Source organism: Mycobacterium sp. E802 (assembly GCF_001666875.1).
Lineage (GTDB): Bacteria > Actinomycetota > Actinomycetes > Mycobacteriales > Mycobacteriaceae > Mycobacterium.
Genome location: NZ_LZJD01000076.1, coordinates 24,098 through 44,169, shown reverse-complemented (window position 1 = coordinate 44,169; position 20,072 = coordinate 24,098). Strand labels below are relative to the sequence as shown.

Here is a 20,072-nt window from a genome sequence, read left to right as displayed (position 1 = left end):
AACCATATGGGCCCGAACGGCTTTCGGGGTGATCCCCAGATCTAACTCGCCCTGGGTGTCATCGGCCAGCAGCCGGCGGGCCTCCTCGATGAGCAGACCCAACTCGGCGTCATCACGCGCAGAGCCCACATGACGAACAATCCGGCGGCGCCCGTCCACGGATTCGGCGATCTGGACTGCCGTCGCGCCCGAGGCCGTGCGCACTCGCCGAATCCAGACCATCCAGGCAGCCTACTGATCCAAATTAGTGCCTAGCGGGTGCACTAAGCTAAGGCATCACCGCAGGTCAACGCGCCGCCGCTCTCGAAAACAGGCCAAAGTGACCCAACTCGGGTGAGCCCGGCGACCGCCCCGAGGAGACATACGCGCGCGTCGCTCACGAAATATTCCGAGCGGCGCGAAACGTAACCGTCGCAAACCCCGCGTGGATGGGCGATCAGGAGCCGCGTGCGCTGTTCCGTGCATTCGACAAGTACTACTGGTGGATCGGCGGCGGGCACGGCGCCACCTCGCCCCAGGTGAAAAACCCTTGGGCCGTAGTCGACAAACTCGGTCTCGAACGGTCATAAGCATTCGAGAACATCGGCGCCAGAACCGCTTCTGGGTGGCAGGCGCATAATTCGGATTAGGTGGATAAGGATGTCCCGACGTCGGTGCATAATCCGACCGAGACAAACACCGGACAGAGACAGAAAGGCCGGAACTTTGCGTCCACCAAACCCGAGCGCGGTCACCTGGGACTGTCCCGAGTGCGGCCGGCGCACCCGCGCGAATCGGCGCGCGGGCCTGGCCTACGCACACACGAAGTCGGATTCCACCGCACTCTGCCCCATGTCATCGCAACCCGCCGTCGAGCCCGACTCGGTGGATGGTCCCGTCTTCCTCGGGAACGTTGTCGAAGAGAAGGCATCCAGGACTTATCGCCAAGCGCCACTCGATGACGCCCCGAGTGTGAGCGTCACGACCTTCTCCGGTGGTCTGCCAAACAGCAACCGCAGGCGACACTAGCTTCGGGGGCTCGCAGGGTGCTGCGGCCGTCGACACCCAGCGCTCAGCCGAGTCGGGAGCGCCCCGACACACCCACAGGGCCCGGTGTCGTAGCCGTCGCACTGGAAGTCCCGATGAGGAGCTAACGCCGGCCCTGCCTATACCCGTGGCGCGACCTCACTTCGGGGAGTTACGCAACCAGATCCCCGAATAGGATCTAGCACCCATCAGCGGACCAACGGACACCAAAACACAAAGGTCACGGACCCGAATGGGTTCGTGACCTTTGTGCCTGGAGTTCGTAGAACTCCTCTCTGTGGGCGAAGGGGGACTTGAACCCCCACGTCCCGAAGGACACTGGCACCTGAAGCCAGCGCGTCTGCCATTCCGCCACTCGCCCGAATGACCGAGGCAGCGTAACACTGCGGGCGCGTGGTTCCCAAACCGTGCGATCAGAGCCCCGATCGGTGGTCCCTGGAATCCCCAGAAAATCCTTAACCTCATCTAGATCAGGTCACTGACCAGCGTCGATCTGATTCTCAGAGTTCTGTTGGTCCCGCATTTGGGTACCTGGCCGATACCATGCTTGTGAGCAGTGTGGCCAGAGCGACACGCGGGAGCACGGGTGACCGTGCCGAGACGACGAACGACAACGAGTAAAGGCGGGCGGTGACATGGGTCTTGTCGACCGCATCGAACGCAAACTCGAGTCGACTGTCGGTGATGCGTTCGCCCGGGTCTTCGGCGGCTCGATCGTGCCCCAGGAAGTAGAGACGGCGTTGTGCCGGGAAGCCGAGTCCCGAGCCCGTACGGTGGCCGGTGGACAAGTTTTGGCCCCGAACGACTACGTAATTACGCTCAGTGGCACTGACTATCAAAAGGTGAGCGCCGATACTGACCTGACCGCGACCACGTTCGCCAAACATCTGGGGGGATTCATCCGTGACCAGGGATGGCAAACGTATGGTGATGTGGTCGTCAGATTCGAACAATCACCGAATTTGCACACCGGACAGTTCCGCGCCCGTGGCGCGGTCAACCCCGATTCGACCGCTGGCGAATCCGCGCGAGCCCAAGGCGACCATGCGTTCACCGCAGAATCAGGAGAACCACCTATGACCGATAACCCGAATTACCGCGGCGGCCAGGGACAGGGGCGCCCCGGCGACGACTACTACGACGACCGCTACGGGCACCCCCAGGACGATCCGCGCGGCGGCGGTCAGTACCCACCCGATCAGGGCGGCGGCTACCCCCCGCAGGACCAGGGCGGCTACCCGCCGCAGCGTGGCGGTTACCCCGAGCGCGGCGGCTACCCCGACCAGGGTGGTTACCCGGACCAGGGCGGATACCCCGATCAAGGTGGATACCCGGACCAGGGCGGCTACGGCGCGCCTCCGCAGTCCTACGAGCAGCAGCGTCCGCCGGCCGGTTACGGCGGCCAGCAGGGCGGCTATGACCGCGGCTACGGCGGACAGCCCGGCGGCGGCTACGGCCAGCCGGGGCCGGGCGGTCAACCCGGCTACGGCGGCGGCGCCCCGGATTACGACTACGGACGTCAGGACCCCCGCCAGGGCGGTGGCTATCCCGAGCAGGGCGGCTACCCGGAGCAGGGCGGCGGCTACGGCGGCGGCCAGGGCTACGGACGTCAGGAGTACGGCCAGCCGCAGCAGGACTACGGGCGCGGCTACGCCGAACCGCAGCAGGGCGGTTACCCCGACCAGGGTTACGGCGCCGAGCCGGGATATGGCGAGCCGGCCGGATACGGCGGCGGCGGTGACTACGGCGCACCGGCCGGGCAGGGCGGTTACGGCGGCGGGTACGGCGGTGGCGACTATGCCGCCGGCGGCGCCACCGTCACCCTTCAGCTCGACGACGGCAGTGGCCGCACCTACCAGCTGCGCGAAGGCGCCAACGTGATCGGCCGCGGTCAGGACGCCCAGTTCCGGCTGCCCGACACCGGGGTGTCGCGACGGCACTTGGAGATTCGGTGGGACGGGCAGGTCGCGTTGCTGTCCGACCTCAACTCCACCAACGGCACCACGGTGAACAACGCACCTGTGCAGGAGTGGCAGCTGGCCGACGGCGACGTGATCCGGCTGGGCCATTCCGAGATCATCGTGCGCGTGCACTGAGCGTCTGAGAACCGGACACACCGGAGTGGCAAGCACCCCGCTTCGCCCTCACGGCTATCGCCGTCCAAGTATCGTGACGTTGCCGACGGTAGCTGAGCAGTACCAGTGGGGCGGATACGGAGAGGACGTCAGATGCAGGGGTTAGTGCTGCAACTGACGCGTGTCGGTTTCCTCCTGCTGCTGTGGCTGTTCATCTGGTCGGTGCTGCGTATCCTGCGAACCGATATCTACGCGCCGACCGGTGCGGTGATGGTGCGCCGGGGTCTGGCCCTTCGCGGTTCCTTGCTGCCGAATCGGGACCGACGCCATATCGCGCGGCAATTGGTGGTCACCGAAGGCGCACTGGCCGGCACCCGCATCACCCTGGGCACACAGCCGGTGCTGATCGGCCGTGCCGACGACTCCACTTTGGTGCTCACCGATGATTACGCGTCGACGCGCCACGCCCGGCTCTCGCCACGAGGATCGGAGTGGTACGTCGAGGACCTAGGATCGACCAACGGCACATACCTTGACAGGGCGAAGGTGACAACAGCGGTAAGGGTTTCCATCGGAACGCCGGTTCGAATCGGCAAGACGGTAATCGAGTTGCGCCCGTGACGCGCACGCGAGGAGCGCGAGGAGCACTATGACCCTCGTACTCCGATATGCCGCGCGCAGTGATCGCGGGCTGGTTCGCGCCAACAACGAGGACTCGGTGTACGCCGGGGCTCGACTCCTGGCCTTGGCCGACGGCATGGGTGGCCATGCCGCAGGCGAGGTGGCCTCACAGTTGGTCATCGCAGCGCTCGCGCATCTCGACGACGACGAACCCGGTGGGGACCTGCTCAGCAAGCTCGATGCCGCCGTCGGCCAGGGCAACTCCGCCATCGCGGCGCATGTAGAAGCCGATCCGGAACTCGACGGGATGGGCACGACGCTCACCGCGATCCTGTTCGCCGGCAACCGGCTGGGCCTGGTCCACATCGGCGACTCCCGGGGCTACCTGCTCCGCGACGGTGAACTGACCCAGATCACCAAGGACGACACGTTCGTCCAGACGTTGGTCGACGAAGGCCGGATCACCGCCGAGGAGGCCCACAGCCATCCGCAGCGCTCACTGATCATGCGGGCGCTGACCGGCCACGAGGTCGAGCCGACCCTGATCATGCGCGAGGCCAAGGCCGGCGACCGTTACCTGCTGTGTTCGGACGGTCTGTCCGATCCGGTCAGCCAGGAGACCATCCACGAGGCCCTGCAGATCGAGGACGTCGCCGAGAGCGCCGACCGGCTGATCGAGTTGGCACTGCGCGGCGGCGGCCCGGACAACGTCACGGTGGTGGTCGCCGACGTCGTCGACTACGACTACGGGCAGACCCAACCGATCCTGGCCGGCGCGGTGTCGGGGAATGACGATCAGAGCGCTCCGCCGGACACGGCCGCCGGACGGGCCTCGGCCTTCAATCCCCGGCGCAACGAACCAAAGCGTGTGGTTCCGCAACCGGCCGAGCCCGACCGCAGGCCACGCTCGCGGCGCCGGATCCTCATCGCCGTCGTGCTCCTCGTGCTGGTGATCCTGGCCGGGTTGGCGATCGGCCGGGAGATCATCCGCAACAACTACTACGTCGCCGCACATGACGGCACGGTGTCGATCATGCGCGGTGTGCAGGGCTCGTTTCTGGGGGTCTCGCTCCAGGAGCCCTACCGCCTGGGTTGCCTCAACGACCGCAACGAACTGTCGTTGATCGGCGCCGACGAAGACCAGAACCGCCGTGACTGCCGGTTGATGGCGGTGGACGACATGCGTCCCTCCGAACGCGCTCAGGTCGTGGCCGGCCTGCCCGGCGGTTCCCTGGACGACGCGTTCGAACAGATCAGCTCACTGGCCCGCAGTTCCGTGCTGCCCGTCTGCGCCCCACGTACCGCCACCACGACGTCCAAACCGTCACCGACGCCGTCGCCGAGCCCGAGTCCGACCACCACGGCCACGCCGGGGCCGGTCCCCGGCGCCGAGTCACCGGCCCCCGAAACGTCCGCGCCGCCGTCGCCCACGCCCGGCGCCCCGGCTCCGACGTCGGGCGCTCCGCTGCCGTCGCCCACGCCGCCGCCCACCGTCACCGCACTGCCTCCCCCACCACCAGAACCGGGGACGAACTGCCGAGCGGTGTCATGACAACTCAACCCCAGTCGCCGGTTACCGTCATGCCGCCGCTACCCAATCGGCGCAACGCGGAACTGCTGCTTCTGGGGTTCGCGACCCTGATCACCACCGTCGCGCTACTGATCGTCGAGGCCAACCAGGAACAGGGCCTGAGCTGGGATCTGGCTCGCTACGTCATCGTTTTCGCGGCCCTGATGGGCGCGGCGCATCTGGCGATCCGACGCTTCGCACCGTACGCCGACCCGCTGCTGCTGCCCGTGGTGGCCGTGCTCAACGGACTCGGGTTGGTGATGATCCACCGACTGGACCTGGCCAAGGGCCAGCTGACCTCAGATGAGTTGGGCGGCACGGCCAACCAGCAGATGATGTGGACCCTGGTCGGCGTCATCGGGTTCTCGATCGTGGTGGCGGTGCTGGCCGACCACCGCATGCTGGCCCGCTATGGATACATCTGCGCGCTGACCGGCCTTGTGCTGCTTGTCATTCCGGCGCTGCTGCCAGCGAGATACTCCGAACAGTACGGCGCCAAGATCTGGATCCAGTTCCCCGGCTTCTCGATTCAGCCCGCCGAATTCTCCAAGATCCTGCTGCTCATCTTCTTCGCCGCGGTGTTGGTGGCCAAGCGGGATCTGTTCACCAGCGCCGGAAAGCACTTCCTCGGCCTGGATCTGCCCCGGCCCCGGGACCTCGCTCCGCTGCTGCTGGCGTGGGCGGCCTCGGTGGGCGTGATGGTGTTCGAAAAGGATTTGGGCACCTCACTTCTGCTGTACGCGTCGTTTCTGGTTCTGGTCTACGTGGCAACCGAGCGGCTCAGCTGGGTGGTCATCGGGCTGGCCCTGTTCGCGGCCGGAAGCGTTGTGGCATACCAGGTTTTCGGTCATGTCCGGGTGCGGGTGGAAACGTGGCTCGATCCGTTCGCCGACCCTGAGGGCGCCGGCTACCAGATGGTGCAGTCGCTGTTCAGTTTCGCCACCGGCGGCATCTTCGGCACTGGCCTCGGCAACGGCCAGCCCGGGACCGTGCCCGCTGCGGCCACCGACTTCATCATCGCCGCGATCGGCGAGGAACTCGGGTTGGTCGGGCTAGCAGGCGTTCTCATGCTCTACACGATCTTCATCATCCGCGGCATGCGCACCGCGATCGCCGTTCGCGACAGCTTCGGCAAGCTGCTGGCCGCCGGGCTGGCGGCCACCCTGGCCATCCAGCTGTTCATCGTCGTCGGCGGTGTCACCAAGCTGATCCCGCTGACCGGGTTGACGACACCGTGGATGTCCTACGGCGGATCCTCGCTGCTGGCCAACTACATCCTGCTGGCCATCCTGGTGCGCATCTCCCATGCGGCCCGTCGGCCGATCACCACCACCCCGGCACCTAACCCCACCCCGATCGCCGCGGCCAGCACCGAGGTGATCGAGAAGGTATGAACACCTCGCTGCGCAGGGTGGCAGTCACGATCATGGTGCTGATCGTGCTGCTGCTGGCCAATGCCACGATCACCCAGGTGTTCACCGCCGACGGGTTGCGGGCCGACCCACGCAACCAGCGGGTGCTGCTCGACGAGTATTCGCGTCAACGTGGCCAGATCACCGCGGGCGGCCAGTTGCTGGCCTACTCGGTGGCCACCGACGGCCGATTCCGCTTCCTGCGCGTCTATCCCAATCCCGAGGTGTACGCCCCGGTGACCGGGTTCTACTCGCTGGGTTACTCCAGCACGGGACTGGAGCGGGCCGAGGACACGATTCTCAACGGCTCCGACGAGCGGCTGTTCGGCCGCCGCCTGGCCGATTTCTTCACCGGCCGCGACCCTCGCGGCGGCAATGTCGACACCACGATCAAGCCGCAGGTGCAGCAGGCCGCGTGGGATGCGCTGCAGAAAGGCTGTGACGGCCCCTGCAAGGGCTCGGTGGTGGCGCTTGAGCCCTCGACCGGCAAGATCCTGGCCATGGCGTCGGCTCCGTCATATGACCCCAACCTGCTGGCCACGCACGATCTCGCCGCCCAGAGTCAGGCCTGGCAGCAGTTGCGCGACGACGAACAATCGCCCCTGCTGAACCGGGCGATATCGGAGACCTACCCACCGGGTTCGACGTTCAAGGTGATCACCACCGCGGCGGCGCTGCAGTCCGGGGCCACCCCCGACACGCAGCTCACCGCGGCACCGCGGATTCCGCTGCCGGACAGCACCGCGACGCTGGAGAACTTCGGTGGCTCATCCTGCGGCGGCGGGCCCACCGCCACGCTGCGTGAGGCGTTCGCCAGATCGTGCAACACCGCGTTCGTCGAGCTGGGATTGAACACCGGTGCCGACAAGCTCAAGGCCACCGCCCAGGCGTTCGGTCTGGACGAACCGCCGGCACCGATTCCGTTGCAGGTGGCCGAGTCCACGACGGGTCCCATCGCCGACGGTGCCGCACTCGGCATGTCCAGCATCGGGCAGCGCGACGTCGCCCTGACTCCGTTGCAGAACGCGCAGGTCGCCGCGACCATCGCCAATGACGGCATCGCGATGCGCCCGTATCTTGTGGATAGCCTCAAAGGGCCCGACCTGACCACAATCGCCACCACTGCGCCCGCCCAAGAGCGCCGGGCGGTGTCACCCCAGGTCGCGGCTACACTTACGGACTTGATGGTCGCCGCCGAGCAGGTGACTCAGCAGAAGGGAGCCATCGCCGGCGTGCAGATCGCTTCGAAGACCGGTACGGCAGAGCACGGGACGGACCCCCGTAACACTCCGCCGCATGCCTGGTACATCGCATTCGCACCGGCCTCCGACCCCAAGGTCGCGGTCTCGGTGTTGATCGAGGACGGTGGGGACCGGTTGTCGGCCACCGGCGGCGCACTCGCCGCCCCGATCGGACGCGCCACGATTGCGGCGGCGCTGCGGGAGGGTTCATGAGTCCGCGAAGGCGACCCGGAGTGAGGATCGCAGCGAGGGACGAGCGAGGACCGGAGCGACTGGGAGTCGAGCCGTGAGCCCCCGCGTCGGAGTCACGCTGTCCGGGCGGTACCGGCTGCAGCGGCTGATCGCCACCGGCGGCATGGGTCAGGTCTGGGAGGCCGTGGACTCGCGGCTGGGCCGGCGCGTCGCGGTCAAGGTGCTCAAGGCCGAGTTCTCCACCGACGCCGAGTTCGTCGAGCGGTTCCGCGCCGAGGCCCGCACCGTGGCCATGCTCAACCACCCCGGCATCGCCAGCGTCTACGACTACGGCGAGACCGAGCTGGACGGTGAGGGCCGTACCGCCTACCTGGTGATGGAGCTGATCAACGGCGAGCCGCTGAACTCGGTGCTCAAGCGCACCGGCCGGCTGTCGTTGCGTCATGCCCTGGACATGCTCGAGCAGACCGGCCGGGCCCTGCAGGTGGCGCACACCGCGGGTCTGGTGCACCGCGACGTCAAGCCCGGCAACATCCTGATCACCCCGACCGGCCAGGTGAAGCTCACCGACTTCGGTATCGCCAAGGCCGTCGACGCCGCCCCGGTCACCCAGACCGGCATGGTGATGGGCACCGCCCAGTACATCGCGCCCGAACAGGCCCTCGGTCACGACGCCACCGCGGCCAGTGACGTGTACTCATTGGGAGTCGTTGGCTACGAATCGGTTTCGGGCAAGCGGCCGTTCACCGGTGACGGTGCGCTGACCGTGGCGATGAAACACATCAAGGAAACCCCGCCACCGCTGCCCGCCGATCTGCCGCCCAATGTGCGTGAGCTGATCGAGATCACCCTGGTGAAGAACCCCGGGATGCGGTACAAGTCCGGTGGTCCGTTCGCCGACGCGGTCGCCGCGGTGCGCTCGGGCCGTCGACCGCCCCGACCCAACCAGGCCCCGACGCTGGGACGGGCGGCTCCGGCCGCCGTGCCCTCGGCCGCCCAGGCCCGCGCCGCGGCCGATCTGACCGGCCGGACACCGATGACGGCCACCCGGGCCCGGCCGACCACCGCCGCCCACCGCCCGGCGCCACCGCCGCGGCGCACGTTCTCGTCGGGGCAGCGGGCCCTGCTGTGGGCCGCCGGCGTGCTCGGCGCGCTGGCGATCGTCATTGCCATCCTGATCGTGCTCAACGCGCAGGACCGCAAGGATCAACAACAGTCGCCGCCGCCCACGGTCACCGACACCGTGACCGAGACGACGCCCTACCAGACCCCGGCAGCGCTGCCGGATCTGGCCTTTCACGTGATCATGCCCAGCGACGCCGGGGCGCTCGCCCAGGGTGTCCCCAAGGCACCAGAACAGATACTGCGATGACGACGCCTCAGCACCTCTCCGACCGATATGAACTCGGTGAAATCCTCGGCTTCGGCGGCATGTCCGAAGTCCATATCGCGCGCGATACGCGATTGCACCGCGATGTCGCCGTCAAGGTGCTGCGCGCCGATCTGGCCCGCGACCCCAGCTTTTACCTGAGGTTCCGCCGGGAGGCGCAGAACGCCGCGGCGCTCAACCATCCCGCGATCGTGGCGGTGTACGACACCGGTGAGGCCGAGACGCCGAACGGGCCGCTGCCCTACATCGTCATGGAGTACGTCGACGGTGTGACGCTGCGCGACATCGTGCACAGCGAGGGCCCGATCCCGCCCAAGCGCGCCATCGAGATCATCGCCGACGCCTGCCAGGCCCTGAACTTCAGCCACCAGCACGGCATCGTGCACCGTGACGTCAAGCCGGCCAACATCATGATCAGCAAGAACAACGCTGTGAAGGTGATGGACTTCGGTATCGCCCGCGCCCTGGCCGACACCGGCAACAGCGTCACGCAGACCGCCGCGGTGATCGGCACCGCCCAGTACCTCTCACCCGAGCAGGCCCGCGGCGAGACCGTCGACGCGCGCTCCGACGTCTACTCACTGGGCTGCGTTCTCTACGAAATCCTCACCGGCGAACCACCTTTCATCGGTGATTCGCCGGTTGCGGTGGCCTACCAACATGTCCGTGAGGATCCGATCCCGCCGTCGCATCGGCACACCGGCATCTCACCCGAACTCGACGCCGTGGTGCTCAAGGCCCTGGCCAAGAACCCGGACAACCGCTACCAGACCGCGGCCGAGATGCGCACCGACCTGATCCGCGTGCACAGCGGTGAGGCCCCCGAGGCGCCCAAGGTGCTCACCGAGTCCGAGCGGACCTCGATGCTCAACTCCGGGCCGATGCTGGCCCACCCCGGTGGCGCCCCCACCCAGAACCTCGTGGTGCCGCGTCCGGCGGACCGCAATGCCTCGGTGGCCCGCTGGCTCATCGCGGTGGCGGTGCTGGCGGTGCTGACCGTGGTGGTGACCGTCGCGATCAACATGTTCGACGGCGCGCCGCGTGACGTGCAGGTGCCCGATGTCAGCGGTCAGCGTTCGGCCGATGCCATCGCCGCGCTGCAGAACCGTGGCTTCAAAACGCGCACCGAGCCCAAGACGGACAACAAGGTGCCGCCCGAGTACGTGATCGGCACCGAGCCGTCGGCCAACAGCATGGCGGCCGCCGGTGACGAGATCACCGTCAATGTCTCCGCGGGGCCCGAGCAGCGGGTGATCCCGGATGTCGCCGGCCTGACCCCGTCACAGGCCCGGCAGAAGCTCAAGGACGCCGGCTTCGAGAAGGTCAAGGAGTCGGCGAGCCCCTCGACACCGGAGCAGAAGGGCCGCGTGTTGGCCACCAACCCGCCGGCCAACCAGACCGCCGGTGTCATCTACGAGGTGACGCTCGTGGTGGGTTCGGGTCCGGAAGACACCGCGGTGCCCGACTGCAAGGGCCAGAGCGTCGACGTGTGCAAGCAGATCCTGACCGCGTCGGGCTTCACCAACACCGTGGTCATCGATATCGACCACACCGCACCCGCCGGACAGGTCGTCGACACCGAGCCGACCGCCGGGACGTCGGTGCCCAAGGACACCCCGATCCAGATCCATGTCTCCAAGGGCAACCAGTTCGTGATGCCCAACCTGGTGGGCCAGTTCTGGGACGACGTCTACCCGCGCCTGACCGCGCTGGGTTGGACCGGGGTGCTGGACAAGGGCCCGGACGTGCGCGACAGCGGTCAGCGCACGAACGCCGTGGTCACCCAGAGCCCGGCACCGGGCACGGGGGTGAACCGCGACGCACGGATCACGCTGAGCTTCGCGTCGTAGCCGCCGCTACGGCGCGAGCCACCTCGGCCTCCAGGGATGCCACCAACTGTTCGGCCGGGGCGGCACCGCAGACGCCCAGCCAGTTGGCCAGCATCCGGTGACCGCCCTCGGTGAGGATCGACTCCGGATGGAACTGCACCCCGTGGATCGGCAGCTGGGTGTGGCGCACCGCCATGATCACACCGCTGTCGGTCTGCCCGATGACCTCGAGCTCGGCCGGCACCGTGTCGGGCAGGATCGTCAGCGAGTGGTAGCGGGTCGCGGTGAACGGATCCGGCAGTCCCTTGAGCACACCGACGTCGTCGTGGTGTACGACGCTGGTCTTGCCGTGCAACAACTCTGGGGCTCGGTCGACGGTGGCGCCGAACGCGACGCCGATGGCCTGGTGACCGAGGCAGACGCCGAGTAGGGGAGTGGCGGCCGCGGCGCAGGCTCGAACCAGGGGAATCGTGGCGCCTGCGCGTTCGGGGGTGCCCGGTCCGGGGCTCAGCAGCACGCCGTCGAATTCGGCGGCCACCGTGGCCAGGTCGGCTTCGGTGGCCAACCGTGGGTCGTCGTTACGCCAGACGCGTACGTCCACCCCGAGCTGGCCCAGGTACTGGACCAGGTTGAACACGAAGCTGTCATAGTTGTCGACGACCAGAACCTGCATCGGCCCAGGTTACCGGCTCAAACAACCGGCTTAATACCCGACAGGTCCCGCGGGTTTCGCATATCGCATCCGCAGCGGCTCGGTATGCCCGGCGAGCTCGACCTCGGCCCGGGGTTCTTCCAGATAGCCGAGGCCGAACCGCATCACGTACTGCTTGTAGAGATTCACCAGCGGCGCACCGGCCAGCGCGGCCTGCATGGCCGGGACGTCCCCGATCGCGGTGATGACGTAGGGCGGGCTGTACGTGCGGCCGTTGAGCAACAGGGTGTTGCCCACGCAGCGTGGGGCCGAGGTGGCGATGATGCGCTGATCCTGCATCTGAATGCCCTCGGCGCCGGCACTCCACAGGGCGTTGAGGACCGCCTGGATGTCCTGCTGGTGCACCACCAGGTCGTCGGGAGCAGCGTCGCGGGGGAAGCGCCCCTCGGCGTCGCGCTGGGCGTCGTTGAGGGTGACCACCAGACCTGGCCCGCGCATCGGCACCACCCCGGCGTCGACGGCCAACTCGGCAGACCGTTTGGTGATCGCTGTGAGTGCCGCGTGCGAGCTGGGGGATCCGCCGTGATGGCTCTCGATCTCGGTGGACAGCCCATCGCGCTGGGCGGTCAACCGGTCGACCGACTGTTGCGCCTCACGGACCAGGTCGACGAGCCGGGGAGAATCGCTGCGCCGGATCTCATCGCCACCGGAGACGCCGTGCGTGGCCGCCAGCAGCAGGCCGGCGAACAGGCAGACCACCGGCACGCCGTAGCGCCACCGGGACCGATCAGGTTGGTCCATCGCTGTCTCTCCTCGACGTGCAGCTACGTTAGGCTCGTGAGGCATCCTGCCTCATCGTCGCACCGTGTGACGCCGACAGTCGCGAAGGTACCCATGCCCAAGTCCAAAGTCCGCAAAAAGAACGATTTCACCATCAAGCCGGTGAGCCGGACCCCGGTCAAGGTGAAAGCCGGACCGTCGAGTGTGTGGTTTGTCGCGCTGTTCATCGGCCTCATGCTGTTCGGCCTGCTGTGGCTGCTGGTGTTCCAGCTGGCCGCTACCAACCCGGTCGATACGCCTTCGCTTCTGCAATGGATGGCTGACTTGGGTCCGTGGAACTACGCGATTGCGTTTGCCTTCATGATCAGCGGGTTGTTGCTCACCATGCGCTGGCGCTGATCCGAAACGGCACCCTAATGAATTCATCTTACGTTTTCAGCGTTACCGAGCCAGCAACGTCGACGATGCTCAATCACATCGTTGTGATTCATCCCCATTGGGGATAGCACCTGTGGATAACTCCATTAGGCGCGGTAAGAGGGTGTGAACAACCGGTGCAGCAAACTCATTGGAGCCCACCGGCCGCTGGAGTCGCAGGTTGCGGCATAGCCGGGTTGGCGATGGCTATCGCAGCTGTGACCGTGATCACAGACCCGCCTGGACGTGTTCTTGCCGGCATAGCTGGGGTGGGATTGCTCACCTTCGCAACCATGTCGTGGCGGGCACGGCCGAAACTGGCAATCAATCAAGACAGTCTCAGCGTCGGCGGTTGGTGGCGCGACCAGAACTATCACCGCGATGACATCCGGAAGATCCGCATCACCGAGTTCCGCCGCATCGGCCGCAAGGTCCGCCTGTTGGAGATCGACACGGTCGACGACCGGCTCGTGGTCCTGACTCGATGGGATCTCGGGACCGATCCCATTCACGTGCTCGACGCGCTCACCGAGGCCGGTTTCGCGTCCCCGTAGAGGTGTCGTAAAAAGCTCCACACAACACGCGACGCTCCCGGCTGACCCCGGGGGCGTCGCGCGTTTGTGCGTGCGGGAGGCGGCCGCGTTATGCCACGGTCACCGATTCGATGACCACCGGCTCGGTCGGCCGGTCGGACCGGTCGGTGGCGGTGGACGCGATCGCGTCGACCACTTTCTGCGACTCCGGGTCCACGACCTCGCCGAAGATCGTGTGGCGCCGGTTCAGGTGCGGGGTCTGGCCGACGGTGATGAAGAACTGCGAGCCGTTGGTGCCCGGTCCGGCGTTGGCCATGGCCAGCAGGTAGGGCTTGTCGAACACCAGCTCGGGATGGAACTCGTCCTCGAACTTGTAGCCGGGCCCGCCGCGGCCGGTGCCGGTCGGGTCGCCACCCTGAATCATGAAGCCGTCGATCACCCGGTGGAAGACCGCGCCGTCGTAGAACGGACCTGACGTGCCACCCGAGGCGTTCTCGGTGCTGTAGTCCTTGGTGCCCTGCGCCAAACCGACGAAGTTGGCCACGGTCTTGGGAGCGTGGTTTCCGAACAGTGCGATCTTGATGTCGCCGCGGTTGGTGTGCAGTGTCGCCGTCGCGGTCTGAATGGGGCTCGTCACAAGAGGTCAGTCTGCCATCCCGATCCGCGCGACCGTCAGATACCCCGCCAACGCCCACCACACCCGCCAGAGATGGCAGTCTGGAACCCAGCCCCGACATGAGCCCAGAAAGGTGCCCGATGAGCGCGAACGTGGATATCCGGTTGGCCCCCCATCAGCGGCTGGCCCGCGGCTTGAAATACAGCACGCTCGGGCCGGTCGACGTCACCCGTGGTGTGGCGGGCATCAGCGCCAACACCGTGTCCGCCGCTGCGGCCGGGCTACGTAAGCGCTATGAATCCGGCAAGCTGCGTCGTCAACTCGCCGCCGCGGCGGAGGCCGTGGCCGCGCTGCCGGAGGTGATCCAGGAAGCCGCCGCACCACCCAAGCGGCGTCGCCGTCCCCTGGTAATCGCCGGCGTCGCCGCCGCAGTGCTGTCCGGTGGGGCAGTGGCCTTCTCGCTCGTGCGGCGCTCCAAGCGGCCCGAGCCCTCACCGTTGCCGCCCAGCGTCGAGGTCACCCCCAAGCCCTGACCGGGCGGGTCACTGTGGGGTCGGTGGCTGGCAATCCAGCCAGCGACCGTTCTCCTTGACGAATGCGTTGGGCTGCGTGGCGGTCGCCGGTGGGTTCTCGCCGAACACCCATGTCGTGGTGAGGTCGGCGGTCGCCTTGTCGCCGGTGACCTTGATGTTCTCCACTTTGTCGATCGACGCCTTCGACGTCTGACGAAGAATCTCCAGGTTGGCCGCCTTGTACGCCGGCTCGTCGTATCGGATCAACGCGTCGACCAGTTGATTGATGGTGGCGTCCGATGCCGTGGGGTGCTGCCGTTTGAATCCACTCGTCAGCAGGTCAACGGGTGCGCCGGCCAATTCCCCGGGCGCGCCGGCCGCGCTGATCGGCGGAAACAGCGTGTCCACTTGATTGCGTACCGCCTCGCGGTATTGCACACAGGTCAGCTCGGCCAACCGGTTGAAATCGAACCCGGACAGCGCCTTTCCTTCCTGGGCCACCAAGTCGCGGATCTGTTGTTCGGCACTGACCGGCGCCACTGACGCAACTGCCGAACTCGACGTCGCCTCCGGAGCGCTTTCGCTTTCCGATCCGCAACCGGCAACTGCCAGAACGGCAATGCCCACGACACATGCACGTATCACCAAAGTTCTCACTTCCCCCCGCTGGCTGACAGCGGAAGCTTACCGGTCAGGCAGGCTCTCGGGGCCGTTGCGCAACACGTGCCGCGGACGAAAAAGCGGCCCCGGCGAGAAAACCGGAACCGCTGAGAAACTTTGTGGAGCCTAGGAGATTCGAACTCCTGACATCTGCCTTGCAAAGGCAGCGCTCTACCAACTGAGCTAAGGCCCCGTATTCGGCAGGGGCGGTTTGGGATCCGCCTCGTGCCAAACCTCTTCACCGTGTCGTGATCGCCAGACGATCACCGCGACGGCTGCGACGCCGGCCAGAAGAAGAAACCGCATGGGCGCAACCTCTCGGTGATCACCGGTTACACCGGGTGTCGTGGGCCTAGGAGGACTCGAACCTCCGACCTCTTCGTTATCAGCGAAGCGCTCTAACCGCCTGAGCTATAGGCCCGAAAATTGGGATCGACCGAGCGCAGAGATTACCGCACCGGGGCACAGACTCCCAAATCAATCCCTGTCGGCCAGCGTGACCTCGACCCCGCCCACCAGATCGGTGGTCAGGTTGTAGATGAACGCACCGATGGTGGCCATCGCGCACAACACGACGATGTTCACCAGGCCGACCAGCGCCGCACCGCCGAAGATCGTTCCGCTGGATACCAATTCGCCACCGGAGGCACCGCTGGCGCTGGTCAACAGGTCACCCACGTTGCTGTTGAGCTTGCTCCACACGCCCATCGCGCCGAGCACCAGGTACAGGAACGCGACCGCGATCATCCACACGAAGAACAGCACCACCGACAACACCAGTGAGACCTTCAGCACAGTCCACGGGTCGACCCGGCGGATCTGCATGCTGGCCCGGACCGGCCCCTGATGCTGGGTCCGGCTGGCCACCTGAATCCGAGTGGTCGCGGCATTCGAGGAGCGGGGGGCCGCGGCGTCGGCAGACGCCTTCCGTTGCGACGGACGCGGCGAGGGTCCCGACAGATCCGGCAGTTCGCTGGCGTACGCCTCGGTCCGCACCTGCTCATTGCGGGGCTCGTTCCGCGGCGCGGACGATGCCGGGGCCGGGCGGGGCGCCCGGGCCTGCTGCTCGGTCTCCTGTGACTCACTGCCGGCGACGAAGCGCTGCAACCTGGCTTCCACCCCGGGGGAGTGAGCCCCCGCGGAGCGGGCATTCTCGTCGCGGGTCTCCCGCTGCTCAGAGGACGGTTGCGACGCGGTCCGGGCGGTTCCGCGCTGCCATGGCGGCGCCTCACCGGTCTCGGTGATCTGACCACCGCCGGCCCGGGCCGGCGCACCAGCCGTCTTCTTCCCGCTGGGACCGCCCTCGGACCCGGCACCAGAGCCGTTGGAGCTGCCCGGCCGGTCGCCCGCTCGTGGGTAACCCGGCTCGCTCGGTGAAGTCACCTACCAGCTCCTTAGCTCGGGCCGAGGTCCGGGTCGGGCCTCAGCAGCAGCGTCACTCGTCGTCGGACTCGGCACCGGACTCGACAACATCCGGATCGGACTCCTCCTCGGCGTTGCGCGCTATCGCAATCAGTGTGTCGCCCTCACCCAGGTTCATCAAGCGGACGCCCTTGGTCTGGCGACCGGCTTTACGAACCTGACGTGCGGCAGTGCGGATCACGCCGCCACCGGAAGTGATGGCGTACAGCTCCGTCTCGTCGTCGACGATCAGTGCTCCGACCAGATTGCCACGCTTACGGTCGTACTGGATCGTCAGGATGCCCTTGCCGCCGCGACCCTGCGGTGAATACTCGTCGATCGCGGTGCGCTTAGCATAGCCGCCGGACGTCGCGACCAGCAGATATGTGTCCGGCTGGACCACGTTGAGCGACAGCAGCTTGTCCTCTTCGTTGAACCGCATGCCCTGCACACCGGAGGTGGCACGCCCCATCGGACGCAGCGCCTCGTCGGTTGCCGAGAACCGGATGGACTGGCCTTTGGCACTGACCAGCAGCAGGTCGTCCTCGGCAGAACACAGCACCGCACCCACCAGTTCGTCGCCGTCACGCAGGTTGACCGCCACGATGCCGCCGGACCGGTTCGAATCGAAGTCGACCAGCTTGGACTTCTTCACCAGACCGTTGCGGGTCGCCAGCACCAGGTACGGCGCATCCTCGTAGGTCTTGAGTTGGATGACTTGGGCGATGCGCTCCTCGGGCTGGAAGGCCAGCAGGTTCGCCACATGCTGACCGCGGGCGGTGCGCGACGCCTCCGGCAACTCGTAGGCCTTCGCCCGGTACACCCGGCCCTGCGTGGTGAAGAACAGGATCCAGTCGTGGGTCGAGCAGACGAAGAAGTGGTTGACGATGTCGTCCTGCTTGAGCCCGGCGCCCTGCACACCCTTACCGCCGCGCTTCTGACTGCGGTACAGATCGGTCTTGGTGCGCTTGGCGTACCCGGTCTCGGTGATCGTGACGACCACTTCCTCACGGGCGATCAGGTCTTCATCGCTGACCTCACCGTCGGCCGGCACGATCCGGGTCCGGCGGTCGTCGCCGTACTTGTCGACGATCTCGCGCAGCTCGTCCCGCACGATGGCACGCTGCCGCTCGGGCTTGGCAAGGATGTCCTCCAGATCGGCGATCTCGGCCTCGATCTTGGCCAGATCGTCGATGATCTTCTGCCGTTCCAGGGCAGCCAACCGGCGCAGCTGCATGTCCAGGATGGCCTGGGCCTGGATCTCGTCGATGTCGAGCAACTCGATCAGGCCGGCGCGGGCGATGTCGACCGTCTGCGACGCCCGGATCAACGCGATCACCTCGTCGAGCGCATCGAGCGCCTTGACCAGACCACGCAGGATGTGCGCCCGCTCATTGGCCTTGCGCAGCCGGTACCGGGTGCGCCGCACGATGACGTCGAGCTGGTGGTCCACGTACAACCGGATCAGCTGGTCCAGCCGCAGGGTGCGCGGCACGCCGTCGACGATCGAGAGCATGTTGGCACCGAAGCTGGTCTGCAGCTGGGTGTGCTTGTAGAGGTTGTTCAGCACCACCTTCGCGACGGCATCGCGCTTGAGCTCCACCACAATTCGCAAGCCCACGCGATCGCTGGACTGGTCTTCGATGTTGGAGATGCCGGCCAGTTTGCCGTCGCGCACCTGCTCGGCGATCGAGGTGATGAAGTTGTCGTGGTTGACCTGGTACGGCAGCTCGGTGATGACGATGCCGGTGCGGCCCCGGCTGTCTTCCTCGATCTCGACGACGCCGCGCATCTTGACCGAACCGCGACCGGTCTTGTAGGTGTCCTCGATGCCCTGGCTGCCGACGATCAGGCCGTGGGTGGGGAAGTCGGGTCCCTTGACCCGCTCCATCACCGCGGCCAACGTGGCTTCCTCGTCGGCCTCGTAGTTCTCCAGGCACCAGTAGACAGCGTCGGCCAGCTCCCGCAGGTTGTGCGGCGGGATGTTGGTGGCCATGCCGACGGCGATACCGCCCGAACCGTTGGCCAGCAGGTTGGGGAACCGGCTCGGAAGAACCGTCGGCTCCTGCACCCGGCCGTCGTAGTTCGGACTGAAATCGACTGTCTCCTCGTCGATTTCACGCAGCATTTCCATCGCCAGGGGAGTCAGCCGCGCCTCGGTGTTGTGGCTGACGAACCCATTGGTGATGAATGCGTGGTCATCTGTATCGACCCGCAGGCTGTACACCGGCTGTACACCGGCGTCGGTCACGGATTCGACCTCGGCGTAGTAGAACCGGCCGTCGGTGAGGTCCGTGGCGATACGTTCGGCGTCTGGGTCATCTCCGAACGCAGCCAAGAATTCGTCAACACGACGGTTGATGATCGAATTTCCAAAATTCTTGTCAGGAACCGTAGCCTCGGCAAGCATCACCGCGACATCCCCGGGACGGATCTCTTCGATGAGCTTCCACAGGAGTGTCGGCACACCGGCGACGTCCACCAGGCACAACAACGGGTGGTTCTCGGTGCCGGTGACCTCGTAGCCTTCGGCCGTGCGCACCCGATATGTCTGATGCTCACCCGAATGAAACAGCCGGTCCGCCACCACGGGATCGCCGTGGCGACCGACTACCTTCAGGTCGATCACATTGTCAGAGTTGGGGCGCGCCCCCGGCACAACGTCGGCGATTCGGACCGAATGTCCGAACGGCAGGCGCACCAAAGCGTCGCCGGTCACGCAGTACCGCATGGCCGCTGGCGGATCGTTACCCGGCGAGCCGAAGTTGCCCTGCCCGTCCACCAGTGGGTAGCGCAGTGACCACGGCTGGGCCATGCGGACCAGCGTGTCGTAGATCGAAGCGTCACCGTGCGGGTGGTAATTACCCATCGTCTCGGCGACCGAACGCGCCGACTTGGCGTGGCTGCGATCGGGGCGGAAGCCGGAGTCGTACATCGCGTAGAGCACGCGCCGGTGCACAGGCTTGAGGCCGTCACGAACCTCGGGCAGCGCACGCCCGACGATCACGCTCATCGCGTAATCGATGTAGCTGCGCTGCATCTCCTGCTGAATGTCGACCGGTTCGATCCGGTCGCCCGCTTCACCTCCCGGGGGGAGGGTGGTGTCAGTCATCTAGTCCTCGTTCGTCAGCGGCGGCCACAGTCT

The 20,072-nt window shown here is 66.5% G+C and carries 17 protein-coding genes, 3 tRNA genes and 1 pseudogene; 11 read left to right on the top strand and 10 right to left on the bottom strand.

Features of this window, described 5'->3' with window-relative positions:
* Positions 1–222: pseudogene (locus tag A5699_RS11180) on the bottom strand (IS1634 family transposase); the annotation flags it as partial.
* A gap of 206 nt (positions 223–428) precedes the next feature.
* Here A5699_RS11180 and A5699_RS29075 point away from each other — a divergent pair.
* Entirely contained in the window at positions 429–569 is a 141-nt protein-coding gene (locus A5699_RS29075) for a hypothetical protein (RefSeq protein WP_157561197.1), read from the top strand.
* Positions 570–1,304: 735 nt separating this feature from the next.
* Here A5699_RS29075 and A5699_RS11175 read toward each other — a convergent pair.
* Positions 1,305–1,387: transfer RNA gene (locus A5699_RS11175), tRNA-Leu, on the bottom strand.
* Between the two features lie 274 nt (positions 1,388–1,661).
* Between A5699_RS11175 and A5699_RS11170 the strand changes: the two genes are divergently transcribed.
* From A5699_RS11170 to pknB, 7 genes are all read left to right on the top strand, one after another.
* Positions 1,662–3,122, top strand: coding sequence for a DUF3662 and FHA domain-containing protein (locus A5699_RS11170; protein WP_067769170.1), 1,461 nt, complete (start codon positions 1,662–1,664; stop codon positions 3,120–3,122).
* 132 nt (positions 3,123–3,254) lie between these two features.
* Positions 3,255–3,722: an FHA domain-containing protein gene (locus A5699_RS11165; RefSeq protein WP_067769168.1), complete on the top strand. Its 468-nt coding sequence runs from the start codon at positions 3,255–3,257 to the stop codon at positions 3,720–3,722.
* 28 nt (positions 3,723–3,750) lie between these two features.
* A complete protein-coding gene (locus tag A5699_RS11160; protein ID WP_067769166.1) occupies positions 3,751–5,274 on the top strand; it encodes a PP2C family serine/threonine-protein phosphatase in 1,524 nt (507 codons plus the stop codon).
* Positions 5,271–6,686, top strand: coding sequence for an FtsW/RodA/SpoVE family cell cycle protein (locus A5699_RS11155; protein WP_067769164.1), 1,416 nt, complete (start codon positions 5,271–5,273; stop codon positions 6,684–6,686). The genes A5699_RS11160 and A5699_RS11155 overlap by 4 nt, the downstream gene beginning before the upstream one ends.
* Complete coding sequence (pbpA, locus tag A5699_RS11150) at positions 6,683–8,158, top strand: D,D-transpeptidase PbpA (protein WP_067769162.1); 1,476 nt, start codon at positions 6,683–6,685, stop codon at positions 8,156–8,158. The genes A5699_RS11155 and pbpA overlap by 4 nt, the downstream gene beginning before the upstream one ends.
* Positions 8,159–8,231: 73 nt before the next feature.
* A complete protein-coding gene (locus tag A5699_RS11145; RefSeq protein ID WP_067769160.1) occupies positions 8,232–9,509 on the top strand; it encodes a protein kinase in 1,278 nt (425 codons plus the stop codon).
* Positions 9,506–11,377, top strand: coding sequence for a Stk1 family PASTA domain-containing Ser/Thr kinase (gene pknB, locus A5699_RS11140; RefSeq protein WP_067769158.1), 1,872 nt, complete (start codon positions 9,506–9,508; stop codon positions 11,375–11,377). Before A5699_RS11145 ends, pknB begins: the two co-directional genes overlap by 4 nt.
* On the opposite strand, the gene A5699_RS11135 is transcribed toward pknB, so the two are convergent.
* Positions 11,355–12,029 (bottom strand): aminodeoxychorismate/anthranilate synthase component II, encoded by a 675-nt coding sequence (locus A5699_RS11135; RefSeq protein WP_067769156.1) that lies wholly within the window; start codon positions 12,027–12,029, stop codon positions 11,355–11,357. The two genes, pknB and A5699_RS11135, sit on opposite strands and share 23 nt — an antisense overlap.
* Positions 12,030–12,059: 30 nt before the next feature.
* Entirely contained in the window at positions 12,060–12,809 is a 750-nt protein-coding gene (locus tag A5699_RS11130; RefSeq protein WP_067769154.1) for a DUF881 domain-containing protein, read from the bottom strand.
* A gap of 93 nt (positions 12,810–12,902) precedes the next feature.
* On the opposite strand from A5699_RS11130, the gene crgA reads away from it, so the two are divergent.
* Both crgA and A5699_RS11120 read left to right on the top strand, forming a co-directional pair.
* Positions 12,903–13,187 (top strand): cell division protein CrgA, encoded by a 285-nt coding sequence (gene crgA, locus A5699_RS11125; RefSeq protein WP_067769152.1) that lies wholly within the window; start codon positions 12,903–12,905, stop codon positions 13,185–13,187.
* A gap of 155 nt (positions 13,188–13,342) precedes the next feature.
* Positions 13,343–13,759 (top strand): PH domain-containing protein, encoded by a 417-nt coding sequence (locus A5699_RS11120; protein WP_067769150.1) that lies wholly within the window; start codon positions 13,343–13,345, stop codon positions 13,757–13,759.
* A gap of 88 nt (positions 13,760–13,847) precedes the next feature.
* On the opposite strand, the gene A5699_RS11115 is transcribed toward A5699_RS11120, so the two are convergent.
* A complete protein-coding gene (locus A5699_RS11115; protein WP_067769148.1) occupies positions 13,848–14,375 on the bottom strand; it encodes a peptidylprolyl isomerase in 528 nt (175 codons plus the stop codon).
* 119 nt (positions 14,376–14,494) lie between these two features.
* Between A5699_RS11115 and cwsA the strand changes: the two genes are divergently transcribed.
* The gene (gene cwsA, locus A5699_RS11110) at positions 14,495–14,887 is read left to right on the top strand and encodes a cell wall synthesis protein CwsA (RefSeq protein WP_067769146.1); all 393 of its coding nucleotides are present in this window, start codon (positions 14,495–14,497) and stop codon (positions 14,885–14,887) included.
* Positions 14,888–14,896: 9 nt separating this feature from the next.
* Here the strand turns inward: cwsA and A5699_RS11105 are convergent, their stop codons facing one another.
* From A5699_RS11105 to gyrA, 5 genes are all read right to left on the bottom strand, one after another.
* A complete protein-coding gene (locus tag A5699_RS11105; protein WP_082957663.1) occupies positions 14,897–15,406 on the bottom strand; it encodes a hypothetical protein in 510 nt (169 codons plus the stop codon).
* A 240-nt stretch (positions 15,407–15,646) separates the two neighbouring features.
* Positions 15,647–15,719, bottom strand: a tRNA-Ala gene (locus A5699_RS11100).
* Positions 15,720–15,873: 154 nt separating this feature from the next.
* Positions 15,874–15,947 (bottom strand) — tRNA-Ile (locus A5699_RS11095).
* Positions 15,948–16,003: 56 nt separating this feature from the next.
* Entirely contained in the window at positions 16,004–16,909 is a 906-nt protein-coding gene (locus A5699_RS11090; RefSeq protein WP_067769142.1) for a DUF3566 domain-containing protein, read from the bottom strand.
* 52 nt (positions 16,910–16,961) lie between these two features.
* Positions 16,962–20,039 carry an intein-containing DNA gyrase subunit A gene (gyrA, locus tag A5699_RS11085; RefSeq protein WP_067769140.1) on the bottom strand — a complete coding sequence of 1,026 codons (3,078 nt, stop codon included), beginning with the start codon at positions 20,037–20,039 and terminating at the stop codon, positions 16,962–16,964.
* Between the last annotated feature and the right edge of the window lie 33 nt (positions 20,040–20,072).